This window comes from Allobosea sp. GW822-FHT03F07, from assembly GCF_058801345.1.
Map to the genome: position 1 here is coordinate 66,363 of NZ_JBXAND010000004.1, position 25,632 is coordinate 91,994.

26 protein-coding genes are annotated in these 25,632 nt (G+C 67.4%); 7 read left to right on the top strand and 19 right to left on the bottom strand.

Features of this window, described 5'->3' with window-relative positions; genetic code table 11:
- Nucleotides 1-780, top strand: coding sequence for an ATP-binding cassette domain-containing protein (locus AC1RMY_RS14145; protein WP_492865435.1), 780 nt, complete (start codon nt 1-3; stop codon nt 778-780).
- Between the two features lie 70 nt (nt 781-850).
- Here AC1RMY_RS14145 and AC1RMY_RS14150 read toward each other — a convergent pair whose 3' ends face one another.
- The 12 genes from AC1RMY_RS14150 to AC1RMY_RS14205 form a co-directional block, all read right to left on the bottom strand.
- Nucleotides 851-1,213, bottom strand: coding sequence for an SPW repeat protein (locus AC1RMY_RS14150; protein ID WP_492865437.1), 363 nt, complete (start codon nt 1,211-1,213; stop codon nt 851-853).
- Between the two features lie 210 nt (nt 1,214-1,423).
- A complete protein-coding gene (locus tag AC1RMY_RS14155; protein ID WP_492865439.1) occupies nt 1,424-2,782 on the bottom strand; it encodes an esterase-like activity of phytase family protein in 1,359 nt (452 codons plus the stop codon).
- 104 nt (nt 2,783-2,886) lie between these two features.
- A complete protein-coding gene (locus AC1RMY_RS14160) occupies nt 2,887-3,831 on the bottom strand; it encodes a 2-hydroxyacid dehydrogenase (RefSeq protein ID WP_492865441.1) in 945 nt (314 codons plus the stop codon).
- Nucleotides 3,828-5,156 carry a thymidine phosphorylase gene (deoA, locus tag AC1RMY_RS14165; RefSeq protein ID WP_492865443.1) on the bottom strand — a complete coding sequence of 443 codons (1,329 nt, stop codon included), beginning with the start codon at nt 5,154-5,156 and terminating at the stop codon, nt 3,828-3,830. The genes AC1RMY_RS14160 and deoA overlap by 4 nt, the downstream gene beginning before the upstream one ends.
- A 1-nt stretch (nt 5,157) precedes the next feature.
- Nucleotides 5,158-5,925 (bottom strand): deoxyribose-phosphate aldolase, encoded by a 768-nt coding sequence (gene deoC, locus AC1RMY_RS14170; RefSeq protein ID WP_492865445.1) that lies wholly within the window; start codon nt 5,923-5,925, stop codon nt 5,158-5,160.
- Complete coding sequence (locus tag AC1RMY_RS14175) at nt 5,925-6,734, bottom strand: purine-nucleoside phosphorylase (RefSeq protein WP_492865447.1); 810 nt, start codon at nt 6,732-6,734, stop codon at nt 5,925-5,927. The genes deoC and AC1RMY_RS14175 overlap by 1 nt, the downstream gene beginning before the upstream one ends.
- A 184-nt stretch (nt 6,735-6,918) precedes the next feature.
- Nucleotides 6,919-7,332 (bottom strand): cytidine deaminase, encoded by a 414-nt coding sequence (locus tag AC1RMY_RS14180; protein WP_492865449.1) that lies wholly within the window; start codon nt 7,330-7,332, stop codon nt 6,919-6,921.
- Nucleotides 7,333-7,337: 5 nt separating this feature from the next.
- The gene (locus AC1RMY_RS14185) at nt 7,338-8,312 is read right to left on the bottom strand and encodes an ABC transporter permease (RefSeq protein ID WP_492865451.1); all 975 of its coding nucleotides are present in this window, start codon (nt 8,310-8,312) and stop codon (nt 7,338-7,340) included.
- A gap of 2 nt (nt 8,313-8,314) precedes the next feature.
- A complete protein-coding gene (locus AC1RMY_RS14190) occupies nt 8,315-9,415 on the bottom strand; it encodes an ABC transporter permease (protein ID WP_492865453.1) in 1,101 nt (366 codons plus the stop codon).
- Between the two features lie 172 nt (nt 9,416-9,587).
- Nucleotides 9,588-11,123 (bottom strand): ABC transporter ATP-binding protein, encoded by a 1,536-nt coding sequence (locus AC1RMY_RS14195; protein ID WP_492865455.1) that lies wholly within the window; start codon nt 11,121-11,123, stop codon nt 9,588-9,590.
- The gene (locus AC1RMY_RS14200; RefSeq protein WP_492865457.1) at nt 11,120-11,857 is read right to left on the bottom strand and encodes an MBL fold metallo-hydrolase; all 738 of its coding nucleotides are present in this window, start codon (nt 11,855-11,857) and stop codon (nt 11,120-11,122) included. The genes AC1RMY_RS14195 and AC1RMY_RS14200 overlap by 4 nt, the downstream gene beginning before the upstream one ends.
- 112 nt (nt 11,858-11,969) lie before the next feature.
- Nucleotides 11,970-12,965 (bottom strand): BMP family lipoprotein, encoded by a 996-nt coding sequence (locus tag AC1RMY_RS14205; protein ID WP_492865965.1) that lies wholly within the window; start codon nt 12,963-12,965, stop codon nt 11,970-11,972.
- 136 nt (nt 12,966-13,101) lie between these two features.
- On the opposite strand from AC1RMY_RS14205, the gene AC1RMY_RS14210 reads away from it, so the two are divergent.
- Together AC1RMY_RS14210 and AC1RMY_RS14215 are read left to right on the top strand one after the other, a co-directional pair.
- A complete protein-coding gene (locus AC1RMY_RS14210) occupies nt 13,102-13,881 on the top strand; it encodes a HesA/MoeB/ThiF family protein (RefSeq protein ID WP_492865459.1) in 780 nt (259 codons plus the stop codon).
- Nucleotides 13,882-13,952: 71 nt separating this feature from the next.
- Nucleotides 13,953-15,677 carry a hypothetical protein gene (locus AC1RMY_RS14215; protein WP_492865461.1) on the top strand — a complete coding sequence of 575 codons (1,725 nt, stop codon included), beginning with the start codon at nt 13,953-13,955 and terminating at the stop codon, nt 15,675-15,677.
- A 27-nt stretch (nt 15,678-15,704) separates the two neighbouring features.
- On the opposite strand, the gene gshB is transcribed toward AC1RMY_RS14215, so the two are convergent.
- The 3 genes from gshB to rsmI form a co-directional block, all read right to left on the bottom strand.
- Nucleotides 15,705-16,655: a glutathione synthase gene (gene gshB, locus AC1RMY_RS14220; RefSeq protein ID WP_492865462.1), complete on the bottom strand. Its 951-nt coding sequence runs from the start codon at nt 16,653-16,655 to the stop codon at nt 15,705-15,707.
- A gap of 86 nt (nt 16,656-16,741) precedes the next feature.
- Nucleotides 16,742-17,122, bottom strand: coding sequence for a YraN family protein (locus tag AC1RMY_RS14225; RefSeq protein WP_492865464.1), 381 nt, complete (start codon nt 17,120-17,122; stop codon nt 16,742-16,744).
- Nucleotides 17,119-18,033 (bottom strand): 16S rRNA (cytidine(1402)-2'-O)-methyltransferase, encoded by a 915-nt coding sequence (rsmI, locus tag AC1RMY_RS14230; RefSeq protein ID WP_492865466.1) that lies wholly within the window; start codon nt 18,031-18,033, stop codon nt 17,119-17,121. The genes AC1RMY_RS14225 and rsmI overlap by 4 nt, the downstream gene beginning before the upstream one ends.
- Before the next feature lie 157 nt (nt 18,034-18,190).
- On the opposite strand from rsmI, the gene AC1RMY_RS14235 reads away from it, so the two are divergent.
- Nucleotides 18,191-19,390 carry a penicillin-binding protein activator gene (locus AC1RMY_RS14235; protein WP_492865467.1) on the top strand — a complete coding sequence of 400 codons (1,200 nt, stop codon included), beginning with the start codon at nt 18,191-18,193 and terminating at the stop codon, nt 19,388-19,390.
- A 111-nt stretch (nt 19,391-19,501) separates the two neighbouring features.
- On the opposite strand, the gene hemW is transcribed toward AC1RMY_RS14235, so the two are convergent.
- From hemW to rph, 3 genes are read right to left on the bottom strand one after another with little or no spacing between them, the layout of a single operon-like run.
- The gene (gene hemW / locus AC1RMY_RS14240; RefSeq protein ID WP_492865469.1) at nt 19,502-20,704 is read right to left on the bottom strand and encodes a radical SAM family heme chaperone HemW; all 1,203 of its coding nucleotides are present in this window, start codon (nt 20,702-20,704) and stop codon (nt 19,502-19,504) included.
- Nucleotides 20,701-21,336: an RdgB/HAM1 family non-canonical purine NTP pyrophosphatase gene (gene rdgB, locus AC1RMY_RS14245; protein WP_492865471.1), complete on the bottom strand. Its 636-nt coding sequence runs from the start codon at nt 21,334-21,336 to the stop codon at nt 20,701-20,703. The genes hemW and rdgB overlap by 4 nt, the downstream gene beginning before the upstream one ends.
- Nucleotide 21,337: 1 nt before the next feature.
- Nucleotides 21,338-22,054 (bottom strand): ribonuclease PH, encoded by a 717-nt coding sequence (gene rph, locus AC1RMY_RS14250; RefSeq protein ID WP_492865473.1) that lies wholly within the window; start codon nt 22,052-22,054, stop codon nt 21,338-21,340.
- A 259-nt stretch (nt 22,055-22,313) separates the two neighbouring features.
- Between rph and hrcA the strand changes: the two genes are divergently transcribed.
- Nucleotides 22,314-23,399, top strand: a complete 1,086-nt coding sequence (gene hrcA / locus AC1RMY_RS14255; protein WP_492865475.1) for a heat-inducible transcriptional repressor HrcA — start codon at nt 22,314-22,316, stop codon at nt 23,397-23,399.
- Nucleotides 23,400-23,420: 21 nt separating this feature from the next.
- Here hrcA and AC1RMY_RS14260 read toward each other — a convergent pair whose 3' ends face one another.
- Nucleotides 23,421-24,392 carry a homocysteine S-methyltransferase family protein gene (locus AC1RMY_RS14260; protein ID WP_492865477.1) on the bottom strand — a complete coding sequence of 324 codons (972 nt, stop codon included), beginning with the start codon at nt 24,390-24,392 and terminating at the stop codon, nt 23,421-23,423.
- A 240-nt stretch (nt 24,393-24,632) separates the two neighbouring features.
- Here AC1RMY_RS14260 and AC1RMY_RS14265 point away from each other — a divergent pair, with 240 nt between their 5' ends.
- The gene (locus AC1RMY_RS14265) at nt 24,633-25,256 is read left to right on the top strand and encodes a TetR/AcrR family transcriptional regulator (protein WP_492865479.1); all 624 of its coding nucleotides are present in this window, start codon (nt 24,633-24,635) and stop codon (nt 25,254-25,256) included.
- A 124-nt stretch (nt 25,257-25,380) separates the two neighbouring features.
- The gene (locus AC1RMY_RS14270) at nt 25,381-25,632 is read left to right on the top strand and encodes a DUF3297 family protein (RefSeq protein WP_492865481.1); all 252 of its coding nucleotides are present in this window, start codon (nt 25,381-25,383) and stop codon (nt 25,630-25,632) included.

The following is a 25,632-nucleotide window of genomic DNA, read 5'->3' on the forward strand; positions in this document are numbered from 1 at the left end:
ATGGACATGACCAGCCCGCTCGTCGAGATGCGCGACATCTCGATTGCCTTCGGCGGCATCAAGGCCGTCGATGCGGTCAGCGTCGATCTCAATCCGGGCGAGGTCGTCGGCCTGCTCGGGCATAACGGCGCCGGCAAGTCGACGCTGATCAAGATCCTGTCAGGCGCCTACCAGGCCGATTCCGGCGAGATCCGGGTCAATGGCGAGCCGGTCTCCATCGCAAGCCCGCGCGACGCCAAGCGTCATGGCATCGAGACGATCTACCAGACCCTCGCGCTCGCCGACAATGTCGACGCCGCCGCCAACATCTTCCTCGGGCGTGAGTTGCTGACGCCCTGGCGCACGCTCGACGATTCCGCCATGGAAGCCGAGACCCGCAAGGTGATGGGTCGGCTCAACCCGCATTTCCGGCGCTTCAAGGAGCCGGTGAAGGCGCTCTCCGGCGGCCAGCGTCAGTCGGTCGCGATCGCCCGCGCGATCTATTTCAACGCTCGCGTGCTGATCATGGACGAGCCGACGGCGGCGCTCGGCCCGGCCGAGACCCGGCAGGTCGCCGAACTCATCCTCGAACTCAAGAAGCAGGGCATCGGCATCTTCCTGATCAGTCACGATCTGCATGATGTCTTCGACCTCGCCGACCGCGTCAGCGTGATGAAGAACGGCCGCGTCGTCGGCACGGCCCGGACCAGCGACGTCACCCAGGACGAGGTTCTGGGCATGATCATTTCGGGCAAATGCCCGGCCGGGGCGGTGCCGGGCCCAGGCGCGTTGCGAGGCTAGGTGCTGGCCGCAACAAAACCCGCCGCTTCGCAGCGGCGGGTCGCAGATTTCGCGTCACATGGCGGCCTGATCAGGCCGTTGCATGCGGCTCGTGCCGATAGTCCCAGACCGCCCAGGCTGATACCGCCGCGGTCAGGATACCCAAGATCATATGGGTCCAGAACGCGTAGAGGCTGCCGGTAAAGCCGAGCATCCACGGGGCCACCATCAACCAGAGGCCGAGGAGCAGGTTCACCCATTCCTCCCATTCTGCGAAGACCGAGAGCGCCGCGGAGGCCATCAGGGCGAGCGCCGCGGCGACGATCCAGGCATTTCGCGTGGGCGGAATCTGGCTCACGAAGCCGAAGAGCCAGGGGGAGATGAACAGGCACGCGGCAAGGATCAGGTTGAAGAAGTCCTGTGGCCGTTTGCTGTTCGTATTCGCGGTCAACATGATCACCTCCATGAGTACCGATCATCCAAACCACTACGCCTCACGCAACATGCGCTTGGCATCGAATAATGTAATTATGTGCAAACGGCCGTTCAAGGCCAACCTTCCCAAATGGGAATGGCCGGAAAGGTGCCGGCCATGACTTGCGATCGACTCCTCAATCTTGCAGGCTGACTTGCCGATGACTTTGGAGACGGAAGTTCGCTAGGCTCACTTCGCCTCGAGCAGCTCCTTGACCGACAGCAGCACGAGTTCGCTGTCGTCAGCCTTCTTCGGATCGCGCGAGGAGGAGAAGGGCAGGTTGTTGTCGTTGCCGACGACGATGATGCCGTTGGCGCGGTCCACGACATCGACGTTCTCGATGGTGAAGAAGGGGAAGGGAAGCACGCCGTCGATGGCGCCCTGCTTCGCCTTGCCGTCGGGATCGGCGATCTTCATCAGGTCGATGAAGCCGATCTTGCGGACAGGCTTGCCCACATTGGCGTCGGTCATTTCGATCTTCACGACACGCTTGAACTTGGCGAGGTCGTGGAAGCAGTCGGGGCCTCTCTGCCCGGCGGCGCAGGCCTTGTCGGCGGTGCCTTCGCCGTTGTCGCGCTCGATGATCAGCGCCGTCGTCGCGTCGATCATGTTGAAGTCGCCAATCGCGTTGCCCTTCTGCTCGAGCGGGAAGAACCAGGAGCGGCCGGTCCATTTCTCGGCGGCGACGTCGAATTCGAGGATACGCAGCACCTCCCGGCCGTCGACCTCTTCGTTGCCCTTGGTCTCGGCGTTCCACAGCGGGCCTTCCAGCAGCGGATAGAGGAAGCGCCCGTCCGGCGACTGCGCCATGCCCTCATAGCCCTTGGAGCGGCGGACGTTGAAGTCGACCGGCAGGTTGGGAGCGCCGGGCGTGGTCACGGCATAGTGGTCGGGCGAGCGAGCGGGCTTGCCGTCGACGAGCGTCTCGAACACGGCCTCGACCTTGCCGTTCGCGTCGACGCGGACGAGATAGGGGCCGAACTCGTCACCGATCCAGAACTTGCCGCCGATCGGCTGGATCGATTCCGGGTCGAAATCCGAGCCGGTCAGGTAGCGCTGGGCGGTGCCTTCGTTGGCGATGCGGAAGGGCACCTTCTTGTCGGGGTCGTGCAGGAAGGTGGTGGCGAGGCGCTCGATCTTGCCGCCGACGAAATCGGCCTTGAGGCGGTGGAAATACAGCATCGCGTCGGGCGAATTCGCCTTGGCTCCGAAGCCGTTGTCCGTCAGCACGAGGAACTCGCCATTGCCGAGCGAACGGATGCCCGAGAAGCCCTGGACCGGCTGGCCCTGAAACGGCGTCGAGAGACCGGTCGGGCGCCCGCCCGACGTGCCCACGACCGTCCCGACCGCCTCATTGCGCTTGCCCGGCGTGACGAACTTGCCGGAGACTTTCAGATCGTCCGGCGCGTCTGTGGGTGGAGCGACCATGGTGTTGGCCGGCAACAGGGCATGGCCGAGGAGCTTGGCTGGAAACGCCTTCTGCGCGTCCTGCGCGCCGGCGAGCAGGGTCGAGGAAAGCAGCAGCGCTGCGGCGAAGGAGAGGCGCATGGGACGCTCCGGGCTGGGGAAAGGACATCCCCGATTGCCCGGCCTCGATTTCAGCGCGACGACAGCCCTGTGACCCTTGGGTGACGAAAGGCGCCCCGTCCCGTTCAATAGCCTCGTGCCGGGTCCACCCCATGTTCCAGCGGCTGGCCGGCTTCGAGCCTTCGGACCTGCGCGGCGATCAGCGTCGCGATCGCCTCGGGCTCCGACATCGCCGCGTTGTGCGGCGTCACCGTGACGGCGGGATGGCTCCAGAGGCGCGATTCCACCGGCAAAGGCTCGGTCTCGAACACGTCCAGCGTCGCACCCTTCAGCGTGCCGGCGTCGAGCGCCGCCAGGATGTCGGCCTCGACCTGGAGCCCGCCGCGACCGGCATTGATCAGGAACGGCCCGCCGAGGCGTCCATCCTGCGCGAGGCCGGCGAGCAGTGTCGCGTTGATGGTGCCGCGCGTCTCCGGCGTCAGCGGCAGCAGGCTGACGAGGATGTCGGTGCGGGCGAGGAAGGGAGTCATGCCCTCCGTGCCGGCAAAGGTCGCGAGCCCCTCGATCGTCTTCGGCGAGCGGCTCCAGCCGGCCACATTGAAGCCCATGACCTGGAGCTTGCGCGCGGCGTCCTGCCCGAGCTCGCCCAGCCCCATGATGCCGACGCGCACCGAGCGCGCCGCAGGCTGGTTGCGGTCGTCGTCCCAGCTCTTCTCGACCTGCTGGCGGTCGTAGCGCGGCTGCTGGCGCAGATAGCGCAGGCAGTGCAGGACGATGTATTCGCTCATCCGCGTCGTCAGGTCGGGATCGACCACGCGTGCGATCGGCACGTCGGGCAGGCGGCTATCGGCGAAGAGATGATCGACGCCGGCGCCGAGCGAGAACACCGCCGCGAGGTTCGGCAGGCCGGCGAGGCTGCCTTCGGGATGCTTCCAGCTCGCGACGTAATGCACCGAGCGCCGGTCGAACGGCTCGCCCAGTATCACGATCGGCATGTCCGGCAGCAGCGCCTTGAAGCGCGCGCGCCAATCCTCGACATGCCAGCCGGTCATCGCCAGAAGCAGACTCATGCGTGCGAACTCTCCGTGATGCGTTCCGCGATCAGTACGCCGCGTTCCGGCGCACCCTCTCCCAGCCGATAGGCCTCGCGCAAGCGCCTCTGCGCCATGGCGAAGCCGGCCTCGTCGCGGGCATGGACGATGCCGAGCGGGCGATCGCCCCCCACAGTGTCGCCGACGCCGGCCAGTGCGACGATGCCCACGGCGTGGTCGATCGGGTCCTGCGGCCGCGTGCGCCCGCCGCCGAGCGCCACGACGGCCTGCCCGACGCCGCGCGTGTCGATGGCCTGCACGATACCGGATGTCTCCGGAAAGACCGGCCGGGCGATCGGCGCGGCGGCGAGATGCTTATCGGGCCGCTCCAGCAGGTCCAAGGGGCCACCCAGCGCGACGATCATCCGGGCGAAGCGCTCGGCTGCCGCGCCGCCGGCGAAGGCGGCTTCGATCTTGGCCTTCGCATCATCGATGTCGGCGGCGAGCTTGCCGAGCAGCAGCATCTCGGCTGCCAGCGCGACCGTGACCTCGTGGAAGCGCGACTCGCGCCGCTTGCCGGTGAGATGGTCGAGCGCGTAGGCGACTTCGAGCGCATTGCCGGCGCTGGTCGCGAGCGGTTCGTCCATGTCGGTCATCAGCGCCGTGGTCGGCAAGCCGGCGCCATTGGCGACGCCGACCAGGGCATCGGCCAGCGCCAGCCCCTTGCGGTACTCCGGCAGGAAGGCGCCCGAGCCGTACTTCACGTCCATCACCAGTCCGTGCAGCCCGGCCGCGAGCTTCTTCGACAGGATCGAGGAGGTCAGCAGCGGAATGGTCTCGACCGTCGCGGTGACGTCGCGGATGGCGTAGAGCCGCTTGTCGGCGGGAGCGAGATCGGCGGTCTGGCCGATGATGGCGCAACCTTCGGCCTTCACCACTTTGCGGAACAGGGCGTTGTCCGGCTGCGTCACATAGCCCGGCACGGCGTCGAGCTTGTCGAGGGTGCCGCCGGTATGGCCGAGACCGCGCCCGGAGATCATCGGCACATAGCCGCCGCAGGCCGCGACCGCCGCCGCCAGCGGCAGGCTGACGGTGTCGCCGACGCCGCCGGTCGAGTGCTTGTCCAGCGCCGGACCGGGCAGGTCGTCCCAGTTCAGCACCGTACCGGAATCCCGCATCGCCAGCGTCAGTGCGACCCGTTCGCGCACGCTCATGTCGCGGAAGAAGATCGCCATGGCGAAGGCCGCGGCCTGGCCCTCGCTCACGGAGCCGTCGGCGATGCCGGCGACGAACTGGCGGATATCGGCATCGGGCAACTCGCCGCCATCACGCTTGGCGGCAATGATTTCCTGCGTCAGCTTCATGTCAGTAGGGTCCGCTCGCCTGTCGCGCCGTGCCGCCAGTGATCGTATCCACCAGCACCTGATGCAGGCCGCTCGCGCCGAAGCGGAAAGTTTCCGGCTTCGCCCAGCCAGGCCCCATGATCTCGTCGGCGAGCGCGAGATAGCCCGCCGCATCAGCCAGGCTGCGGATGCCGCCGGAGGGCTTCAACCCGACCGGACGATCCGCCTTCGCGATGACTTCCAGCATCGTCCGTGCCGCAGGCAGGCTGGCGGAATGCGCGGTCTTGCCGGTCGAGGTCTTGATGAAGTCGGCGCCGGCCGCGATGGCGAGTTCAGACGCCTCGCGGACGCGGTCGAGATCGGGATACTCGCCGGTTTCGAGGATAACCTTCAACATTGCCCCGTTGCCGCGATGGCTTCGGATCGTTTTGATCATGAGGCGCGCTCGCTGAGGATCGCGGTCGAGGAACGCCTTCCATGGCATCACCAGATCGATTTCATCCGCTCGCGCGTTGAGCGCCTCGTCTACCTCCTGCTCGACCTCGCGAATGGAGGCGTCTCCGCTCGGAAAGTTGACGACAGTCGCGATCTTGACTGGGCTGTCCCCCAGGATCGCACGAGCCTTGGCGACGAAGCGCGGCCAGATGCAGATCGCCGCGACCGGACCGGGCGTCGAGACCGCCTTGGCGCAGAGCGCAGCGAGCCCCGCCTCGTCGGCACTATCGGAAAGATCGGTCAGGTCGAGCAGCGCCAGCGCGCGTGCCGCCATCTGTGCGTCGGTGGCCGTCATCACAGCGCCCTCAGGAAAGCGCGCAGCAGCCGCGCGAGATCGGTGGCAGCGGCGCTGGCGACATCCTTGGTCTCGCCGTGATGGGGCGCCCCGCCATGGAGCCCGGCGCCCATATTGGTGACCACCGAGAGCCCGGCGACACGCAGTCCATGGCGCCGCGCCAGGATGACCTCGGGCACGGTCGACATGCCCACCAGATCGGCGCCCATCACCTGCGCCATGCGGATTTCGGCCGGCGTCTCGAAGCTGGGACCCGAGAACCACATATAGACGCCCTCGCCGAGCGAGAGCTTTTCAGCGGCGGCGGCGGACTTCAATGCCGCGCGCAAACCCGGATCATAGGCGTCGACCATCGGCACGAAGCGGCCGTCGCCGCCATCGCCAACGAGCGGGTTTGGCCCGTTGAAATTGATATGGTCGGTGATCAAGGCCATGCTGCCGGGCGGCATCTCAGGCTTCAGGGAGCCGGCCGCATTGGTCAGGATCAGCGGCGGCGAGCCGAGTGCGGAGAGCATGCCGAGCGGCACCCGCATCACGGCCGCATCGCCGCCTTCGTAATAATGCGCCCGGCCCTGGAAGATCAGCACGGTCTTGCCTTCGAGCCGGCCGATGCAGATTTGCCGCGCATGGCCGGACACCGCCCCGGCCGGAAAACCGGGAATGACGGCGTAGGGAATCCGGATCGCATCGCCGAGTTGGTCGGCGAGCCCGCCGAGCCCGGTCCCGAGCACGATGGCGCAGTCGATCGGGCTCGTCGCGCCATGCTCGGCGAGGACCGCGGCAGCTCTAGCGAATGGGTCTTCGATCATGCCATTTCGTCCGGTCGTCCGAGTTGGGACGCAAGTTCAAACGCGGGGTCATCCCGGGCGACCGCAGGGAGACCCGGGACCCATGCCTGAACCTTTCCGGCAAGCGCTCCGGCATGGATCCCGGATCTGCGCTTCGCTGCGTCCGGGATGACGGAAATCTTTTCGAACACGGGAGAGCCGCAAATCACCGGCGCAAATTGTCTGGTCCGAAGGAGGCTGGCAACAGCTCCGACAGCGAAAACATCTGCCGGATGCCGCCGGGGCCGGCGATCGCCACGGGCGTCTCCGGGCCGGCGAATTCGCGGATGCGCTGGCGGCAGGCGCCGCAGGGCGTGACGAGAACGTCGCCGTCTCCAACCACGAGGATGGCCATGATGCGGCGGCCCCCGCCCGCGATCATGGCCGAGATTGCGCCCTGCTCGGCGCAACTGCCGGACGGGTAGGCGGCGTTCTCGACATTGCAGCCGGGGTAGACGAGGCCGTCATCGGCCAGGATCGCGGCGCCGACCCTGAAGCGTGAATAGGGCACATAGGCGAGGGGTTGCACGCGCACAGCCGCCGCGAACAGGGCCTCGAAATCGACCGCCGCCTCACTCATCGCGCTCAGCGCTCCTTCACATAGGGTAGGCCCGAGGCCTTGGGCGGCGTCGACTTGCCGATGAATCCGGCGAGCAGGATCACCGTCATCAGATAGGGCAGCGCCTGGATCGCCTGCACCGGAACCTGCCCGATGCCGGGCAGCGCGACGCCCTGGAGTCGGATCGCGACCGCGTCGAGCCCGCCGAAGAGCAGGCAGGCCCAGAACGCCGGCCAGGCTCGCCAATTCGCGAAGATCACTGCAGCCAGCGCGATGAAACCCTTGCCGGCGGTCATGTGCGGCAGGAAGCCGGCCGATTGCGAGATGGCGAGATAGGTTCCGCCCAGCCCGCAGAGCGCGCCGCAGATCACGACCGCGCCATAGCGCAGCGCCGTGACCGAGATGCCGGCCGTGTCGACCGCCGCCGGGTTCTCGCCGACGGCGCGCAGGCGCAGGCCGAAGCGGGTTCGCTTGAGCACCAGCGCGGTCGTGACGACGGCGAGCAAGGCGAGATAGGCCGGCGCGGCATGGCCCGATACGACCTCGTCATAGAGCAGGCCGAGCCCGGGAACATGCGCGCGCAGCGTCGCGGCGAAGGGCAGGGCGATGTCGCCGAAGCGTGCCGCGCTCTCCAGTGTCGGCGTCCTCCCGCCCTGCCCGAACCAGGCATTGCCGAGGATCACGGTCAGCCCCGCCGCCAGCATATTGATGGCGACGCCGGAGACGATCTGGTTGCCGCGCCAGGTGATGGCAGCGAAGCCATGCACCAGCGCGAGGCTGATCGAGGCCAGAATGCCGGCGCCGAGCCCGGCCCAGGCCGAGCCTGTATGATAGGCAGCGACCGCCGAGGCGAAGGCCGCGATCAGCATCTTGCCCTCGAGGCCGATATCGACGACGCCGGCGCGCTCCGACCAGAGCCCGGCCATGGCCGCACAGAGCAGCGGCACCGACAGCCGGATCGCGGAGTCGACGACGACGGCGAAGGTGGCGATCCACTCCATCGCTAGGCTCCGCGTCCGAGTCGCAGCCCGCTCGCGACGATGCGTCGGAACAGCCCGTCCAGTGCCCCGGCGAAGAGGATGACGACGCCGCCGATGACCACGACCATGTCGCGGGTGATGCTCGGCTTGTCGAAGGAGAGTTCCGCGCCGCCCTGGTAGAGCACGCCGAAGAGCAGCGCCGCGAGCGCGACGCCGACGGGATGGCCACGCCCCATCAGCGCGACCGCGATGCCGACGAAACCGTAGCCGGCTGTGAAATCGAGCAGCAGCCGGTGCTGCACGCCCATCACCTCGTTGACGGCGAGCCCGCCGGCCAGCGCGCCCGAGATCGCCATCGCGACCATGGTGATGCGGGCGGGCGAGATGCCGGCATAGGCTGCGGCTTTCGGATTGGCGCCGACGGTGCGGATCGCATAGCCCAGCCGCGAGCGGAAGATCAGCGCCCAGACCGCGACGAGGGCAGCGATTGCCAGCAGGAAGGCCGAGTTCAGCGGCGTCGCCGGGAGTTTGAGACCGAGCGGCGCGAGCAGCCTGTGCATCGGCGTCAGGATGGCATGGGCGGCGAATTCCGGAGTTTCAGGCGCCATCGAGCCCCGCTTCCCCATGACCTCGACCAGAAGATAGACGGTCAGCGTCGCCGCCAGGAAATTGAACATGATGGTGGTGATGACGACATGGCTGCCGCGCGTCGCCTGCAGCCAGCCCGGAATGAACCCGTAGAGAGCGCCGCCGCCCGCCGCGGCCAGCACCGCCAGCGGCACGAGCAGGACGCCTGGCAGAGGCGCGAGCCAGAGGCAGGCCAGCGCGACGAAGATGCCCGCCACCGCAGCCTGCCCCTCGCCGCCGATATTGAACAGCCCGGCATGGAAAGCGACCGCGACGGCGAGGCCGGTGAAGATGAAGTTCGTGGTGTAGTAGAGCGTGAAGCTGATGCCCTCGGCCGTGCCGAGCGCCCCGTGCAGCAGCAGCGCCGTCGCCTCGAGCGGGCTCTCGCCGATCCCGAGCACGACGAGGCCTGCAACGAAGAGCGCCGCTGCGACCGAGACGAGCGGCACGAGCGCAGTATCGGCCCAGCGCGGGAGTTCGATGGGAGCGGCGCTCACTGCGCGATGTCCGTGTCACAAGGGCGCGGGAGCCCCTCTCCCTGGTGGGGAGGGGTTGGGGTGGGGGGCGATCGACCGGGTGAGCGATCACCAGGCGGGCCGCCCCCCCTCTCTGTCTCTCCCCCACCAGGGGGCAGAGAAGGGCCGGACTCACATGAGGCATGTAGACCCATCACGCCGCCTCTCCCGCCACGCCCGCCATCAGCAGCCCGAGATCGCGCTCGTCCGCCGTATCGGCCTTGCGCTCGCCGGTGATCCGTCCGCCGCACATGGCGAGGATGCGGTCGGACAGTGCCATCACCTCGTCCAGCTCGACCGAGACGAGCAGGATCGCGACGCCGGCATCGCGCAGCGCGATCAGGCGTCGGTGAATGAACTCGATCGCGCCGATATCGACACCGCGGGTCGGCTGGCCGACGAGCAGAACCTTGGGCGAGCGCTCGATCTCGCGGGAGAGCACGATCTTCTGCTGGTTGCCGCCGGAGAATTTCGCCGTCTTCAGGCCGGGATCGGGCGGGCGCACGTCATAGGCGGCGAAGATTTCTCGCGCATGCTCCGTGATCGTCGCCGGCGACAGGAAGGGGCCGGGACCGAATGCAGGATCGTCCTGATAGCCGAGAATGGCGTTCTCCGCGGCGGGAAAGGCGGTGACGAGGCCGGTGCGGTGGCGGTCCTCGGGGATGTGCATCACGCCGAGCTTGCGCAGTCTCGCCGGGTTGCGATCGGCGCCAAAGAGGATGTTTCCCTCCAGCCTGACAACCCCGCGCGAAGGTGTGGCGAGGCCGGCGAGCACTTCGAGCAATTCGCTCTGTCCGTTGCCGGCGACGCCGGCGATCCCGACGATCTCGCCTTCATGGAGCGTCAGATCGACGCTGTTCAGGAGCGCGACGCCGCGCGCATCGACGAGGTCGAGCCCGACAGCTTCCAGAACCTTCGCGCCCCGCTGTCTTGGCTCCTTCTCGACCCGGAGCAGCACGCGGCGGCCGACCATCGCCTCGGCGAGTTCGGGCGGCGATGTTTCGGCGGTGGAAAGATGCGCGACCATCTCGCCGCGCCGCATCACCGAGACGCGGTCCGTCACCTCCATGATCTCGCGCAGCTTGTGCGTGATCATGATCACGGTCTTGCCCTGGGCGCGCAGCGCCCGCAGCAGGGCAAAGAGCTGGTCGGCCTCGGGCGGCGTCAGGACTGCGGTCGGTTCGTCGAGGATCAGGATCTGCGCGCCGCGATAGAGCGCCTTCAGGATCTCGACGCGCTGCTGGAGGCCGACCGAGAGATCGCCGACGATCGCATCGGGATCGATGACGAGGCCGTAATCGGCAGCCAGGCGCGAAAGCTCGGCGCGCGCGCGGGTGAGCCCGCCCTTGAGGAAGGCGCCGCCTTCGGCTCCGAGCACGACGTTCTCGACGACGCTCAGCGTTTCCACCAGCATGAAGTGCTGATGCACCATCCCGATGCCGCAGCCGATCGCGTCCGCAGGCGTGCGTATCAGGCGTTCGCTGCCACCGATGCGTATCGCTCCGGCATCAGCTTCGTAGAAGCCGTAGAGGATCGACATCAGCGTTGATTTGCCGGCTCCGTTCTCGCCGACGATGCCGTGGATCGAGCCTGCCGCGACTGACAGGGAGACGTCGCGATTGGCCTGGACCGGCCCGAACCGCTTGGAGATGCCTGAGAGTTCGATGGCGGGGGCAGTGTACGCCGTCATAGTTCGATCGTCATGCCGTCATGGGCCCGTTCTGCGGGCAGGGTGGCGTTATGTGCCAGCATGTTCATGCCCATATGGGTCAGCACGATTCGTGCCGTGTCGAGTTCGGCCCTGTGCGCCGCCAGCGTCCGGTAGTCGAGATGGTTGGCGAGCTTGATGTCGTAGGCGTAGCACTCGACCAGCAGCACATCGGCACCGGCAGCGAGCGGGATCAACGTATCCGTCCAGGCGGTGTCGCCGGAGAAGGCGAAGACCTTGCCGTTATGGTCGAGCCGGTAGCCCTGGCAGGGGCCGGCGCGCTCGTCATGCACCATTGGGAAGGCGCTGACATCGATGCCCGCGAGCGTCGCCGGCTGTTCCGGCGTCACCTCGACATAGGTGACGGGGAAGCGCCAGCGATTGGTCGACGAGCCCGGAAAATCCGCTTCGAGCGCGTGCAGCGCACGATGCTCGATGCCGGAAGGCCCGGCGATCGTCAGCGGTTGAGTTCGTCGCGAGACGAATTGCGCGTCGAGCAGGAAGGCCGGCAGGCCGCCGAAATGATCGCCATGGAAATGCGTGAAGAGCAGCGTCGAGAGCCCGTTGCGCTCGACCCCTGCCTGGTTCAGCGCGACCATGCTCGAGGCGCCGCAATCCAGCAGCAGGCGCCCAGCTCCGGCCTCGACATGCAGGCAGGTGTTGAAGCGCCCGCCGGAGCCGAAGGCGTCGCCGGAGCCGAGGATGGTGATCTTCATGGAAGGCGGACCGCCTTGGCCGTCATGCTCGGGTTCGTCCCGAGCATCTCCCGCATGAGATTCTCGGGTCTGCGCTGCGCTTCGCCCGAGAATGACGAGGTTCTACAGCACGTCAGATCGTGCACTTCGAATCCGACATATAGTCGTGAACCTTCACCGCTCCGCTGATGATGTCGGCGCGCGCCTTGTCGGCGGCGGCCTTCATCTCGGGCGTGATCAGCGCCTTGTTGGCGTCGTCGAGCGCCCAGCCGACGCCGTCCTCCTTCAGGCCCAGCACGGAGATGCCCGGCTTCCAGGCGCCATCGCGCGCCGCCTTGAACGAGGTGTAGGCGGCGACGTCGACGCGCTTCAGCATCGAGGTCAGCACCTTGCCGGGCTGCAGCGCGTTCTGGTTGGAATCGACGCCGATGCCGAGCTTGCCGGCATCGGCGGCGGCGCGCAGCACGCCGATGCCGGTGCCGCCGGCGGCGTGGTAGATCACGTCGGCGCCGCGGTCGATCTGCGACTTGGCGAGCTCGCCGCCCTTGACCGGGTCGTTCCAGGCGGCCGGCGTCGAGCCCGTCATGTTCTGGAAGATCTCGGCGTCCTTCTTGGCGGCCTTGACGCCCTGGACGTAGCCGCAGGCGAATTTCCGGATCAGCGGGATGTCCATGCCGCCGACGAAGCCGACCTTGTTGGTCTTCGAGGCAAGGCCGGCCAGCAGCCCGACGAGATAGGAGCCCTCATGCTCCTTGAACACGACCGACTGCACATTCGGCAGGTCGACCACCATGTCGATGATGGTGAACTTCAGGTCCGGAAACTCGGCGGCGACCTTCTGCAGCGCCGTCGCCTGTGAGAAGCCCACCGCGATGATCGGCGAATGCCCGTCGCGGGCGAAGCGGCGCAGCGCCTGCTCGATCTGCGCCTCGTTGGTCGGCTCGAAATCGCGGAACTCGACGCCGGTCTCTGCCTTGAACTTCTCGGCGCCCGCAAAGACACCCTCATTGAAGGATTTGTCGAACTTGCCGCCCTTGTCATAGACGACCGCCGGTTTGATCGCCGTCTGCGCCATCGTCGCGACGGCCGAGAGAGCGACGCCGGCCAGCGCCAGCGCAAGCGATTTCAGACGCATGGAATATCCCCTGTTCGACTCTAGGGGTCGTTGATCGCCCCATCTGATCGATACGATGGCATGGCTTTGCGGCGTGGCCAAGCGGGGCCGGCGATTGCCCCGGGCGCTGGATCGGCTTAACCCTTCGCATATGAGCCTGAACGACGACGAGATCGAACGTTATGCCCGCCATCTGGTGCTGCCGGAGATCGGTGGGCCGGGCCAGCAGCGTTTGAAGAATGCGCGCGTGCTCGTGGTCGGGGCCGGAGGTATCGGCGCGCCGCTGCTGCAATATCTCGCAGCCGCCGGCGTTGGAAAGATAGGCATCGTCGACGACGACATCGTCTCGCTGTCCAACCTGCAGCGTCAGACGATCTTCGGCACGGATGACATCGGGGCCCACAAGGCCGTGGCGGCGGCGACCTTCATTCGCCGCCTCAACCCGCATGTGGTCGTCGAGGAGCATGTCACCCGGATCGATCCGCACAATGCCCGTGCGCTGATCGCCTTCTATGATATCGTCGCCGAAGGCTCCGACAATTTCGCCACGCGCTATGCCGTATCCGATGCCTGCTTCCATGAGCGCAAGCCTTTGATCATGGGCGCTCTCGGCCGCTTCGACGGTTCCGTCACCACCATACGGGCCCATGAGACAGGTGCCGACGGTCGCCCCAATCCGACCTGGCGCTGCCTGTTCCCGGACGCGCCGCCGGCCGGCAGCATCCCGACCTGTGCCGAAGCGGGCATCCTCGGCGCGTTGCCCGGCGTCGTGGGCTCGCTGATGGCGCTCGAAGTGATCCGCGCCGTGACCGACTTCGGCGAGCCGCTCGTCGGCAAGCTCCTGCTGATCGATGCGCTGACCATGCGCTTCGAGACGCTGCGCTATGGCTGGGACGAGACCAACGCCCTGAACGGCACCGCGAGTCGCTGATTCGCTCAGCGGAATCTTAACCTGCTGTCGCTATCGAGCGCGCATCCAGGATGGATCGTCGCGAGGTGGGGATGCAGTCCGGCGAACCGATCGAAGCCACGCCCGCGCGGACCCCCTTGCGCCTTCGCGCCTCGATCCTGTCGCCCCTTCTGTTGCTGGGCTGCGCCGTCCTCGCCTGTGCGTTGCTGCTGACCCGGCCGCTCATTCTGCCGCTCGGCGCGATGTACTGGGATCTCGTCCTCTATATCGACGCCGCCAACCGGATCGCCGACGGGCAGGTGCCGCTCCTCGACTTTCTCACCCCGGTCGGTCCACTGGGCTACTGGCTCTTCGCCTGGCTGGGTGAACTCTTCCCCCGGGCCCAGCCTCTGCTGCTGGCGCAATGGTCGCTGATCCCCGTGACGGCCCTGCCGATGGCGCTGATCCTGCGGGAAGCCGACCGGCGCTCGCGCGCGACCGCGTTCGGTCTGCTCCTGCCCTATCTCGTCTTCCAGATCCTGCCGATCAATGTCGAGCAATACTCGTTCTTTCCGGGCGTCGACGGTTTCGGCATCTACAACCGCCAGGCCAGCATCGTCCTCTATGTGCTGGTTTCGGCTCTCGTCGTCCTGCGCGACCGGCGCGTGCTGACAGGCGTGGTGGCCTGGTGCCTGCTGGCGCTGCTGCTGATCAAGATCACCGGCTTTCTCGCAGGCGGGCTCGTCGTCGCCTTCGCACTGTTTGCAGGCCGCTTCGACATCCGCCTGAGCCTGGCGGCCGCGGCCATCGCCGTCGCCGCGCTGCTCGCGCTGGAGGCCTGGGGCGGGCTCGTCAGCGCCTATGTCGCGAGCATCGTGGCGCTGCTCGAGATCAATGCCGGCGGCATCCTGGAGCGATTTCTGCGGGCCGGCTCGCTACATCTCGACATCGTCGCGGCCGGCGGCGCGCTGGTCGTGACGCTGGCCTGGTTCGATCGGCATGAAGTGACGGCCGGCTTCCGTCGACTGGCGCGCGAACGCTCATGGCCGGCGCTGCGGCACTTGGTCGACCGCGATTTCGCCTGGCTCGCGGTGACAATGGCGGCTGGCCTGTTCCTGGAGACCCAAAACACCGGCGGGCAGGCTTTCATCTTCATCTGGCCGGTCCTGCTCGGGATCGTGACGGGCTGGGCCGGCAGTGGCCGTCGCGGCGCGCTTGCGGTGCTCGCACTCGTGGCTGTGACGGCGATCCCTCCGGTCGAGACGGTCCTGCAGCGGGCTGGGCGGGCTCTGCTTGCGCAGACCGGCTACATGGCGCTGCCCCACAAGCATCTCGGTTCCTTGGGGCTGGTCTCGCAGCATCCCGAGGTGGTGGGCCGTGCCGACAAGATGCAGACGATCTACGCGGACAGGGTCGAAACCTTCCGGGCGATGGCGGACCAGGAGATTCTGCCCGGCCAGACGCTCTATTCGGAGCTCGATTTCCAACTCGGCTGGCTGATGGCCGTCGATGCCGGCATCACCGGAATCCTCGCTTACGAGGCGAAGACGGGTGCTCGCTTCGAGACGATCATGAGCCTTAACTTCGTCAATCCGTTCCCGGCGCTGATGGGCCGGACGGGCGTGCGTCACATCACGATCGGCGCCGACCCCTTCCGCGCCGTGCCGGAGCCGGATGGCGCGGCGCTGGCCGCCGTCGCGGATGCCGATCTCGTCCTGCTGCCGCAATGTCCTGTCACGGTCGCCAACGAGGCGCTGCGCAAGGTCTATGCGCCGGCCCTCGACGGCCGCCGCGAGATCGCGTTCGGGCGCTGCTGGAAGGGCTTCGTCAAGGGCTGAGCGCGATCGGGGGGCCGATCGCCGGCCTTACGATTTGCTGGCGACCTTCGCCTCGATCACGTCGAAGAGCTGCGCCGCCAGATCTGGCCCGCCGAGCTTCTTGATCGCGCGCACGCCGGTCGGCGCGGTCACGTTGATCTCGGTCAGCTTGCCGTGGATCACGTCGATGCCGACGAGCAGCAGCCCGCGTTCGCGCAAGGCCGGGCCGATCGCCTCGCAGATCGCGAGCTCCTGCTTCGAGAGGTCGGTGGGCTTGGCCGCGCCGCCGCGCACCATATTGGCGCGCAGATCGCCGACGGCGGGCACGCGGTTGACCGCACCTGCCGCCTTGCCGTCAATCAGGATGATGCGCTTGTCGCCCTCCGAGATCTCCTTCATGTAGCGCTGCACCACCCAGGGCTCGCGGAAGAGATTGGCGAAGAGGTCGTAGAGCGAGCCGAAATTCGGGTCGTCCTTGCTCGTCTTGAAGACAGTCGCGCCGCCATGGCCGTAGAGCGGCTTCATCACGATCTCGCCAAACTCGTCGCGGAAGGCCTCGATCTCGGCCTTGTCGCGCGTGATCAGCGTCGGCGGCATCAGCTCCGGAAAATGCGTGACGAAGATCTTCTCGGGCGCATTGCGGACATGGGCGGGGTCGTTGACGACCAGCGTCTTCGGATGGATGCGCTCCAGCATATGCGTGGTCGAGACATAGGCCATGTCGAAGGGCGGATCCTGCCGCAGCAGCACGACGTCGAGCGTCGAGAGATCGGTCCTCACCTCGGCGCCGGCGGTGAAATGGTCGCCCTCGACGTCGCGCACGGTGACGGGGCGGATCGGCGCGGTGACCTTGCCGTCGCGCATCGAGAGCTTGTCGGGCGTGTAGGTGAACAGCGTATGCCCGCGCGCCTGCGCCTCCAGCATCAGCGCGAAGCCGGTATCGCCAGCGACCCGCAGGCGCTCGATCGGGTCCATCTGGATGGCGACGGTGAGGGTCATGGCTTCCGCTCCGATGGCACGAACGACGTCGATGGGGCGTCCTTATCGAACGACGCGGCCCGTATCGGCAAGTGGCGTGCTGTGCGTCACAGGACAAGCGGGAAGACGGCCGGCACATGACGCGGCCAGCGCCGTGGCGCGAGGAAGACCGCGTCCGCACGCAGGTGATGGTCCATCGCCCATGGGTTCTGCGCCAGCCATTGCCGGATGCGGGCCTCGATCAGCCTTTGCTTCTGCGGTGTGATCGCCCCCAGCGCATCCTCGATCGCCCCACGCGCCTTGACCTCGACGAAGGCGACGGTGCCTCCGCGTTTCACGATCAGGTCGATCTCGCCGCCCTTGCCGCCGAAGCGCCGTGCCAGCAAACGGTAGCCCTTGGCGGCGAGCCAGAGGATCGCGAGCCATTCCGAGCGCCGGCCGGTGATGCCGGAGCGGCGGGCGCGCCGGCTGCGGAGCTCTCCGGTCAAGGCTCGTCGCGGGTCAATTCGAGCGCACGCGCATAGACCTTGCGGCGCGGCTGGCCGGTTTCGGCCGCGACCTGAGCGACCGCCTCCTTCAGCGAAACCTGGGCGAGGGCCGCACGTAAGCGCTCTGCGATCGCGTCGCCGGCCGGTGCCAATTCCTCAGCGCCCGGTGGGCCGATGATCACGACGATCTCACCCCGCGCCTCTTCATCGCCCTCGTAATGCGCCGCGAGCGCCGAAAGCGGGCCGCGCCGGACGTTCTCGTAGAACTTGGTCAGTTCGCGCGCGACGGCTCCGGGGCGCTCGCCCAGTACGGCAGCGGCGTCCGACAGCATTTCGGCGAGGCGGCGCGGCGATTCGAAGAAGACCAGCGTGCCGGGAATGGCGGCGAGTTCGGTCAGCCGCCCGCGCCGTGCCGCAGCCTTCGGCGGCAGGAAGCCCTCGAAAAAGAAGCGGTCGGTCGGCAGGCCCGCCAGCACCAGCGCGGCCAGCACGGCGGAAGGGCCGGGAATGCCGGTCACCGGCAAACCCTCGGCCACGAGTTCGGCGACGAGCTTGTAGCCGGGGTCCGAGACCAGCGGCGTGCCGGCATCGGAGATCAGCGCGAGCTTGCCGCCCTGGCGCAGCCGGTCGAGAATCTTCGGCCGCATCTGCTCGGCATTGTGCTCGTGATAGGGGTAGAGCGGCGTCGAGATGCCGTAATGCGCCAGCAGCGTCTTCGAGGTGCGGGTGTCCTCGGCTAGGATCGCGTCGGCGGCGGCCAGCGTCGCCAGCGCCCGGAACGAGATGTCGCGCAGATTGCCAATCGGCGTCGCGACGATGTGCAGGCCCGGCGACAGCGGCTCGGCCTCCGCCTTGATTCCGAAGGCGGTGTAACTGGGCGCGCGCGGCGCTTGGGAGGAGGCGGTCGACATCGCCGCGAACCTGCCACAAGCGCGGTCGCCGCGCCATCGCGCCGTCGGCACATAGCCTCCTCAGACGACTGCAACACAGAGTTAACAACTTGAAAATACCATGCCGCACTGGCAGGACAGTCCCCAGGTCGGGGGACCCTGAATCTGGAGATCGCCCGTGTCGCATCGGCTCCTTGCACCGATTCTTCGGCGAAGTGCCTGTTCGCTGGCTGCGCTCGCCTGTCTGGCGCTGGCAGCCTGCACCGGCGGAGCCGGCGGCCTGCCCGGCTTCGACGGCGGCTCTGCACAGGGCCAGCCGGGCACCGGGCAGACCATCGGCACCGGCAAGGTCAAGGTCGGGCTGATCCTGCCCCTGACGGCCGAAGGCCAGGGCGCCGTCGTCGGCAATTCGCTTCGCAACGCAGCCGAGATGGCGCTGTCGGAGTTCCCCAATGCCGACCTGACCCTGCTGGTCAAGGATGATCGCGGCACGCCCGAGGGCGCCCAGGCTGCGGCGCAGGAGGCGCTGCGCGAGGGGGCCGAACTGATCATCGGCCCGCTCTTCGCCCCCTCGGTCCAGGCTGCTGCCCAGGTCGCCCGCGGCGCCAACCGCCCCGTCATCGCCTTCTCCAGCGACACCAATGTCGCCGGGCGCGGCGTCTATCTCCTGTCCTTCCCGCCCGAGAACGACGTCAACCGCGTCATCGCCTACGCCTCGCAGCAGGGCCGCAGATCCTTCGCTGCGCTGGTGCCCGACACCGCCTATGGCAAGGTCGTCGAGGCTGCCTTCCAGCAGGCCGTCGCTGCGCGCGGCGGCCGGGTGGTCGTGATCGAACGCTTCTCGCCGGACCAGAATTCGATGCGCACCGCCGCGACACGGCTGACGCCGGCCCTGGCGCAGGCCGACGCGCTCTTCGTGCCGGCCGCCGCCGACACCATGCCGGCGCTTGGCACCGCGCTCCAGCAGGCCGGCTATGATCCGGCCAAGGTCAAGCCGCTGGGGACCGGTGTCTGGAACGACGCCAATGTCGCGCGCGTGCCGGCGATCCAGGGTGGCTGGTTCGCTTCGCCCGACACCGCCGGCTTCAACGCCTTCGCCGGCCGCTATCAGGCGCGCTTCAACAGCGCGCCGACGCGTACGGCGACGCTGGCCTATGATGCGGTCTCGCTCTCGGCGGCGCTGGCGCGCACGCAGGGTTCGCAGCGTTTTTCCGAAGCCGTCCTGACCAATGCATCGGGTTTCGCCGGCGCCGACGGCGTCTTCCGCTTCCGCCCCGACGGCCAGATCGACCGCGGCCTCGCCGTGCTCGAGCTGCGCAACGGCCAGATCGTGACGGTCAACGCCGCGCCGCGCGATCTTGGGCCGCGCACGCAGTAGGGCGGAAGCTGCACCGCCATGCTCGCCGTTGTGGCGAGCATCCACGTCTTGAACGCCGATCTCGCCGCAGGAAGACGTGGTTGGTCGGGACAAGCCCGACCATGACGGGTGTCACGCCGCTAGATCCGCCACGACCGCGTCCAGCACCAGCGCGCCTTCCGGCGTGCAGGCGATCTTGCCGCCGGGCTTGCGGGTCAGGAGCCCGTCCAGGATCAGGCTCGTGACGCGAGGTTCGCTGAGCGCGCGCCCGGACAAGGCCTTGAACACCGCGGGGTCGATTCCCTCGACAAGCCGCAAGCCCATCAGCAGGTATTCGTCGCCCTGGGCCTCGATGCTGAGCCGCTCGTCCTCGATCAGCGCATGGCCTTCCGCCTCGACCCGCTCGAGCCAGGCTTCCGGCCGCTTCTCGGTCGAATGCGCCATGCGGCCCTCGGCGGCGACGAGCCGGCCATGGGCGCCGGGGCCGACGCCGGCATATTCGCCATAGCGCCAATAGACCAGGTTGTGCCGGCACTCCGCGCCCGGCCTGGCATGGTTCGAGATCTCGTAGACGGGCAGGCCGTGCCGGGCGGTGATTTCCTGCGTGATCTCGTAGAGCGCAGCGCCCGCCTCGTGATCGGGGATCGCGAGCTTGCCGGCCCTGAACAACCGCTCGAACATCGTGTCGGGCTCGATGGTGAGCTGGTAGAGCGAAAGATGCTCGGCCGCATGGCTGATCGCCAGTTCGAGCTCCGCCCGCCACAGAGCCGGCGTCTGCGTGGCCGAGCGGGCATAGATCAGGTCGAAGGAATAGCGCTCGAAATATTTTCGCGCGATCGCGACGGCGTCGAGCGCTTCCTGCGTCGAATGCATCCGCCCCAGCGCCTTGAGGTCGGCGTCGTTCAGTGCCTGCACGCCGAGCGAAACCCGGTTCACACCGGCCGCCCGGAAATCGCGGAAGCGCCCGGCCTCGACGCTGGTCGGGTTGGCTTCCAGCGAGACCTCACAATTGGGGTCGACCGCCCAGAACTCGCCGATCGCATCGAGGATCGCGCCGACGGTGCGGCCCGCCATCAGGGAGGGCGTGCCGCCACCGAAGAAGATCGAGGACACAGTGCGGCCGGGTGCGAGCGCGGCCCGGTGCGCCAGCTCGCGCCGGAACGCCGCGACATAGCGGGCCTGATCGGGCGGCTGCAGGCGGACATGGCTGTTGAAGTCACAATAGGGGCATTTGGCCAGGCAGAACGGCCAATGCACATAGACCGCGAAGCCCGCATCCGCTGTGGGATGTAGGATCGCGGCAGGCCGCTTGCTCAGGGCGGCCCCGGTTGTCATGTGGGTTTCCGCAAGCAGGCCGCCGCCAGCAACGTGAAGGCGCGCGCGCGATGGGAGAGGGCCTCGCCCGCCCCCGCCTTTTCGGCAGTGGTCATCTCGCCGAAAGTCTTCTCGAAGCCATCCGGCTTGAAGATCGGAGTGTAGCCGAAGCCCTTGTCGCCGCGCGGCTCGTCGACGATCGTGCCAAAGACACGGCCCTCGAACAACTCCTCATGTCCGTCCGGCCAGGCGATCACCAAGGCCGAGACGAAATGCGCCCGGCGCCTCTCGGGCGCAGTCGCGCCGCGCTTGGCCATCTCGGCGAGAACGCGCGCCATGGCAGGCTTGAAGTCCTTGCCCGGCCCGGCCCAGTTCGCCGAGAACAGGCCGGGCGCGCCGTCCAGCGCATCGACGCAGATGCCGGAATCGTCGGCGAGTGCCGGCAGGCCGCTGGCCTTGGCCGCAGCATGAGCCTTGATGGCGGCGTTCTCAGCGAACATGTGGCCGGTCTCATCGGGCTCGGGCAGGCCGAGCTCGCCGGCCGAGACGAGCTCGATCCCGTAGGGCGCCATCAGCTCGCGCATCTCGACGAGCTTGCCCTTGTTATGGGTCGCGAGAACGACCTTGCCGGAGAGGAGGCGATGCCCGCTCATCTCAGGCCACCGCAGCCTTCTGTAGCGTGACGAGCTTGCCGACCCCGCCCTTGGCGAGCTTGAGCAGCGCCATCAGCTCCTCCTCCGAGAAAGGCGCGCCCTCGGCCGTGCCCTGCACCTCGACGAGGCCGCCCGAGCCGGTAATGACGAAATTCGCATCGGTCTGGGCGCCGGAATCCTCGACATAGTCGAGGTCGAGTACCGGGTTGCCGGCGACGATGCCGCAGGAAATCGCCGCGACATGGTCCTTGAGCGGGTTCGAGCCCTTCAGCATGGAGCGGCCCTCCATCCATTTCAGCGCATCGTGCAGTGCGACCCAGGCGCCGGTGATCGAGGCGGTGCGCGTGCCGCCATCCGCCTGGATGACGTCGCAGTCGACGACGATCTGGCGCTCGCCGATCGCGGTCAGGTCGACCACGGCGCGCAAGGACCGTCCGACGAGGCGCTGGATCTCCTGGGTGCGGCCCGATGGCTTGCCCGAGGTGACCTCGCGGCGCGTGCGCTCATGGGTGGCGCGCGGCAGCATCGAATATTCGGCGGTGACCCAGCCCTTGCCGGTGCCGCGTAGCCACGGCGGGCCCTTCTCCTCGACGGTCGCGGCGCAGAGCACCTTGGTCTCGCCGAAGGTCACCATGCAGGAGCCCTCCGCATAGCGCACGACGCCGCGTTCGAGCGTCACCTTGCGCATTTCGTCTGCGCCGCGTTTGGAGGGTCGCATGGGAAGATCCTGATTGTCCTGGGTCGGCGGCTTGTAGGCGGTTGCGCGAGGGGCGGCAAGGTTGGGGGCTTGGTTCCCTGCGTCGTCATGGTCGGGCTTGTCCCGACCATCCACGTCTTTGTCTGGCGAGGCCTGTGTTCAAGACGTGCTCGCCACAAGGGCGAGCACGACGGAAAGGCCGCGCCCCTTCTTGCCTCTTGATCCTTTGAAGGCCAGAGCGGACAATAACCCGCATGTCGAACCCGTCTTTCCGGCTGAAATGAGCGCCCACACGCCGCGTCCCGAATCCCCCAGCGGGTTGATCGAGACCGACCAGCGATCGCGCGAGATCTTCCGCCAGATCGTCGATGGCTATCTCACCACCGGCGAGCCGGTCGGCTCGCGCAACATCGCCCGTCTGCTGCCGATGTCGCTGTCGCCTGCGACTGTGCGCAACGTCATGACCGATCTCGAACTGGCCGGGCTGATCTATGCGCCGCACACCTCGGCGGGGCGCCTTCCAACGGAGAGGGGGCTGCGCTTCTTCGTCGATGCGATGATGGAAGTCGGCAACCTGACCGCCGACGAGCGCACCCGCATCGAGGCACAGATGAAGGCGGCCGCGACCGGGCGGACGCTCGACGGCACGCTGACCGAGGCCTCGGCATTGCTCTCGGGCCTGTCGCGCGGCGCCGGCGTCGTCGTCACCACCAAGGCCAATGCGCGCCTCAAGCACATCGAGTTCGTGAGGCTCGATCCGGCGCGGGCGCTGGTCGTGCTGGTCGCCGATGACGGCACGGTCGAGAACCGCCTGCTGACTCTGCCCGCCGGCTTGCCGGCTTCGGCGCTGACGGAAGCCGCGAATTTCCTCAACGCCCGCATCATGGGCAAGACGCTCGGCGAAGTACGGGACGAGATCGCCCGGCATCGCGCCCAGATGGAGCAGGAACTCGACGCGCTGACCGCACGCCTGGTCGAGAGCGGCATCGCGACCTCCTCGGGGCCGAGTTCCGATCGCCACCTGATCGTGCGCGGCCAGGCCAATCTGCTTGAGGATCTGAAGGCGCAGGAGGATCTCGAGCGCATCCGCCTGCTCTTCGGCGACCTGGAAACGCAGACCGACGTCATCGACCTCCTGTCGCGCGCCGAGGCCGGCGACGGCGTCCGCATCTTCATCGGCTCCGAGAACAAGCTATTCTCGATGTCCGGTTCCTCGATGGTGGCGGCCCCCTTCCGCGACGCCGAGCAGCGCATCGTCGGCGTCGTCGGCATCATCGGCCCGACGCGGCTGAACTATGCCCGCATCGTGCCGATGGTCGACTATACGGCGAAGGTCGTCGGCCGGCTACTCGATAGCGGGCGCTGACGAGGCCGCTTCGCCCGGTTCTCAGGCGCTCAGTGCCACCGGCGGAACGCAAGCCTCGCAAACCGCCGCGACATGGCGGTGGTCGGTGCCGCAGCAGCCGCCGAGGATGCGCATCGTCGGGAAGTTGCGCCTGAGCGCCTGATAGCGGTGGCCGAGATCGACCGGATCGCCCTCGTCCAGCGTCTCCGACTCGTCCAGCTCCGCATGGCTGCGCGTCGAGGCATTGGCGCGGATGCCATGCACGCGCTGCACCCAGGTCTCGCCGGCCTCCAGAGCATGCTGGAAATGCGTCGGATGGGCGCAGTTGATCATGTAGTAGAGCGGCGCGCCGCTGGTCTCGTCGTCGACGATCTCGACCGCCTCGCGCAGGGATCGGCCACTGGCCAGCCGCCCGTCCGTCTCGACCGTGAAGGAGATGGCGCAGGGCATGCCATGCGCCTTCGCGGCCTCCGCGATGCCGATCGCCTCCTCGACGGTGTTCATCGTATAGGCCGCGACCATGTCGGCTTGCGACTCGGCGAAGCTGGCGATCTGCTCGCTGTGATAATCCTGCGCCGTCCTCGCATCCATGAAGCCGGCCTTGTAGCCGTCGCCGCGCGGCCCGATCGCCCCCGAGATCACGCAGGGCATCGACGGCGTCTCCCAGCGGGCGCGCAGCCCAGCCAGAAGCGCGACCGAAGCCTGGTTCGCTGCCTTCAGAGCGTCAGCCCCGTAGCCGAGCTTCTCGCCCCAGTCGCGATTGGCCCGCCAGGTCGCGCTGTCGAGCACGAAGCCGACGCCGCGGCCCTTCGCGATCGCCAGATACTTTTCGTAGTAGGCGGTCAGATGAGCCCTGCCGTCCTCGGTCGCCAGCAGGACGAACGAGGCGAAATGCGGCAGTTCGAGCCCCTCATGAAAGATCAGGGTGGTTTCCATGCCGCCGTCGCTGAGGAAGAGCCCGCCATGCATCTGTGGAAGGGCGTGGCGATATTTGGCGTAGGAAGGCTTGGCCATGAATGTCGCTCCCGAATTGTTGACACCCGCCCCGGCGTTTTGCCTTCCGGCGGGAACGCGCCGGTTATCTCCAATGCCGCCCCGAGCGGCTAGAAAGCTCGTGGTACGGCTTGGTCTCGCGCCCAAAAAGTGTCTTGAATCCAGTGTCTTGAGTCGACCGTGGCGTGTCGAAGGCCTCTCGTGCTAGGCTTCCCGCAAGGAAAAACCACACCGGCGGTACAGTTTTTCGGAGGTCCTGCCATGAGCAAGGGCATCGCGACGCGCGACCGCATCCTCGCCATTGCCGAGGCCGGCGTCCTGGCCAAGGGTTTCGGCGCGACCTCGATCGAGGAGGTCATCGTCGAGGCGGGCATCACCAAGAGCGGCTTCTTCTATCATTTCCGTGACAAGAACGAACTCGCCCGCGAAATGCTCAAGCGCTATGTCGCGAGCAACGACCAGCTCTTTGACGACATCTTCGCCCGCGGTCGCGAGCTCTCCGAGGATCCGCTGCAGGCCTTCCTGATCTCGCTCAAGCTCCTCGCCGAGGTGATGTCCGACCTGCCGAACGGCCATCCCGGCTGCCTGATCGCCAGCATCTGCTATCAGGAGCGCCTTTTCGACCGCGAGGTGCGCGAACTGACCGCCCAATCGGTCCGCAGCTGGAACGCCCGCTTCCGGAGCATTTTTGGCGAGATTGCCGCGGTCCACCCGCCGCGCGAGCCGGTCGATCTCGACGACCTCGCCGATATGCTCTCCTGCGTCGTCGATGGCGGCATCATCATGTCGAAGACGCTGGGCGATCCGAGCCGCCTGACCCGGCAGGTGCTGGCCTTCCGCAGCTTCGTCAAGCTGCTGTTCTCGGAGCCCGCGCGGACCTCCTAGCTCCGGCCGCAGCGCCGCGCTCCTTCGCGCCGGACAGCCGGATTTGGCATCGCTGCCGGATCGCGCTACCTGTCCCGGCAACACGGCGTCCGCCGCAAGATTCCGCAGTCCAAGGCTTTATCCGATGACCGATACCCTTCCCGACCGCCTCTCCTCGAACCCGAACAGCCCCTACTACAACGAGGAACTGCTCGCCCGGGACATCGGCGTGCGCTTCAAGGGCGTCGAGAAGACCAATGTCGAGGAATACTGCGTCAGCGAGGGGTGGGTGCGCCTCACCGCCGGAAACGCCAAGGATCGCTTCGGCAATCCGATGACGGTGAAGCTCAAGGGCGAGGTCGAGCCCTATTTCCGCCAGGCGCAGACCGAGGGCTGA

Bases quoted from the DNA above. Each gene is read 5' to 3' on its own strand.
- AC1RMY_RS14145 (WP_492865435.1), top strand. From the start codon at position 1: ATGGACATGACCAGCCCGCTCGTCGAGATGCGCGACATCTCGATTGCC.
- AC1RMY_RS14150 (WP_492865437.1), bottom strand. From the start codon at position 1,213: ATGTTGACCGCGAATACGAACAGCAAACGGCCACAGGACTTCTTCAAC.
- AC1RMY_RS14155 (WP_492865439.1), bottom strand. From the start codon at position 2,782: ATGCGCCTCTCCTTCGCCGCAGCGCTGCTGCTTTCCTCGACCCTGCTC.
- AC1RMY_RS14160 (WP_492865441.1), bottom strand. From the start codon at position 3,831: ATGAGTCTGCTTCTGGCGATGACCGGCTGGCATGTCGAGGATTGGCGC.
- deoA (WP_492865443.1), bottom strand. From the start codon at position 5,156: ATGAAGCTGACGCAGGAAATCATTGCCGCCAAGCGTGATGGCGGCGAG.
- deoC (WP_492865445.1), bottom strand. From the start codon at position 5,925: ATGACGGCCACCGACGCACAGATGGCGGCACGCGCGCTGGCGCTGCTC.
- AC1RMY_RS14175 (WP_492865447.1), bottom strand. From the start codon at position 6,734: ATGATCGAAGACCCATTCGCTAGAGCTGCCGCGGTCCTCGCCGAGCAT.
- AC1RMY_RS14180 (WP_492865449.1), bottom strand. From the start codon at position 7,332: ATGAGTGAGGCGGCGGTCGATTTCGAGGCCCTGTTCGCGGCGGCTGTG.
- AC1RMY_RS14185 (WP_492865451.1), bottom strand. From the start codon at position 8,312: ATGGAGTGGATCGCCACCTTCGCCGTCGTCGTCGACTCCGCGATCCGG.
- AC1RMY_RS14195 (WP_492865455.1), bottom strand. From the start codon at position 11,123: ATGACGGCGTACACTGCCCCCGCCATCGAACTCTCAGGCATCTCCAAG.
- AC1RMY_RS14200 (WP_492865457.1), bottom strand. From the start codon at position 11,857: ATGAAGATCACCATCCTCGGCTCCGGCGACGCCTTCGGCTCCGGCGGG.
- AC1RMY_RS14210 (WP_492865459.1), top strand. From the start codon at position 13,102: ATGAGCCTGAACGACGACGAGATCGAACGTTATGCCCGCCATCTGGTG.
- AC1RMY_RS14215 (WP_492865461.1), top strand. From the start codon at position 13,953: ATGCAGTCCGGCGAACCGATCGAAGCCACGCCCGCGCGGACCCCCTTG.
- gshB (WP_492865462.1), bottom strand. From the start codon at position 16,655: ATGACCCTCACCGTCGCCATCCAGATGGACCCGATCGAGCGCCTGCGG.
- rsmI (WP_492865466.1), bottom strand. From the start codon at position 18,033: ATGTCGACCGCCTCCTCCCAAGCGCCGCGCGCGCCCAGTTACACCGCC.
- hemW (WP_492865469.1), bottom strand. From the start codon at position 20,704: ATGACAACCGGGGCCGCCCTGAGCAAGCGGCCTGCCGCGATCCTACAT.
- rdgB (WP_492865471.1), bottom strand. From the start codon at position 21,336: ATGAGCGGGCATCGCCTCCTCTCCGGCAAGGTCGTTCTCGCGACCCAT.
- rph (WP_492865473.1), bottom strand. From the start codon at position 22,054: ATGCGACCCTCCAAACGCGGCGCAGACGAAATGCGCAAGGTGACGCTC.
- hrcA (WP_492865475.1), top strand. From the start codon at position 22,314: ATGAGCGCCCACACGCCGCGTCCCGAATCCCCCAGCGGGTTGATCGAG.
- AC1RMY_RS14260 (WP_492865477.1), bottom strand. From the start codon at position 24,392: ATGGCCAAGCCTTCCTACGCCAAATATCGCCACGCCCTTCCACAGATG.
- AC1RMY_RS14265 (WP_492865479.1), top strand. From the start codon at position 24,633: ATGAGCAAGGGCATCGCGACGCGCGACCGCATCCTCGCCATTGCCGAG.
- AC1RMY_RS14270 (WP_492865481.1), top strand. From the start codon at position 25,381: ATGACCGATACCCTTCCCGACCGCCTCTCCTCGAACCCGAACAGCCCC.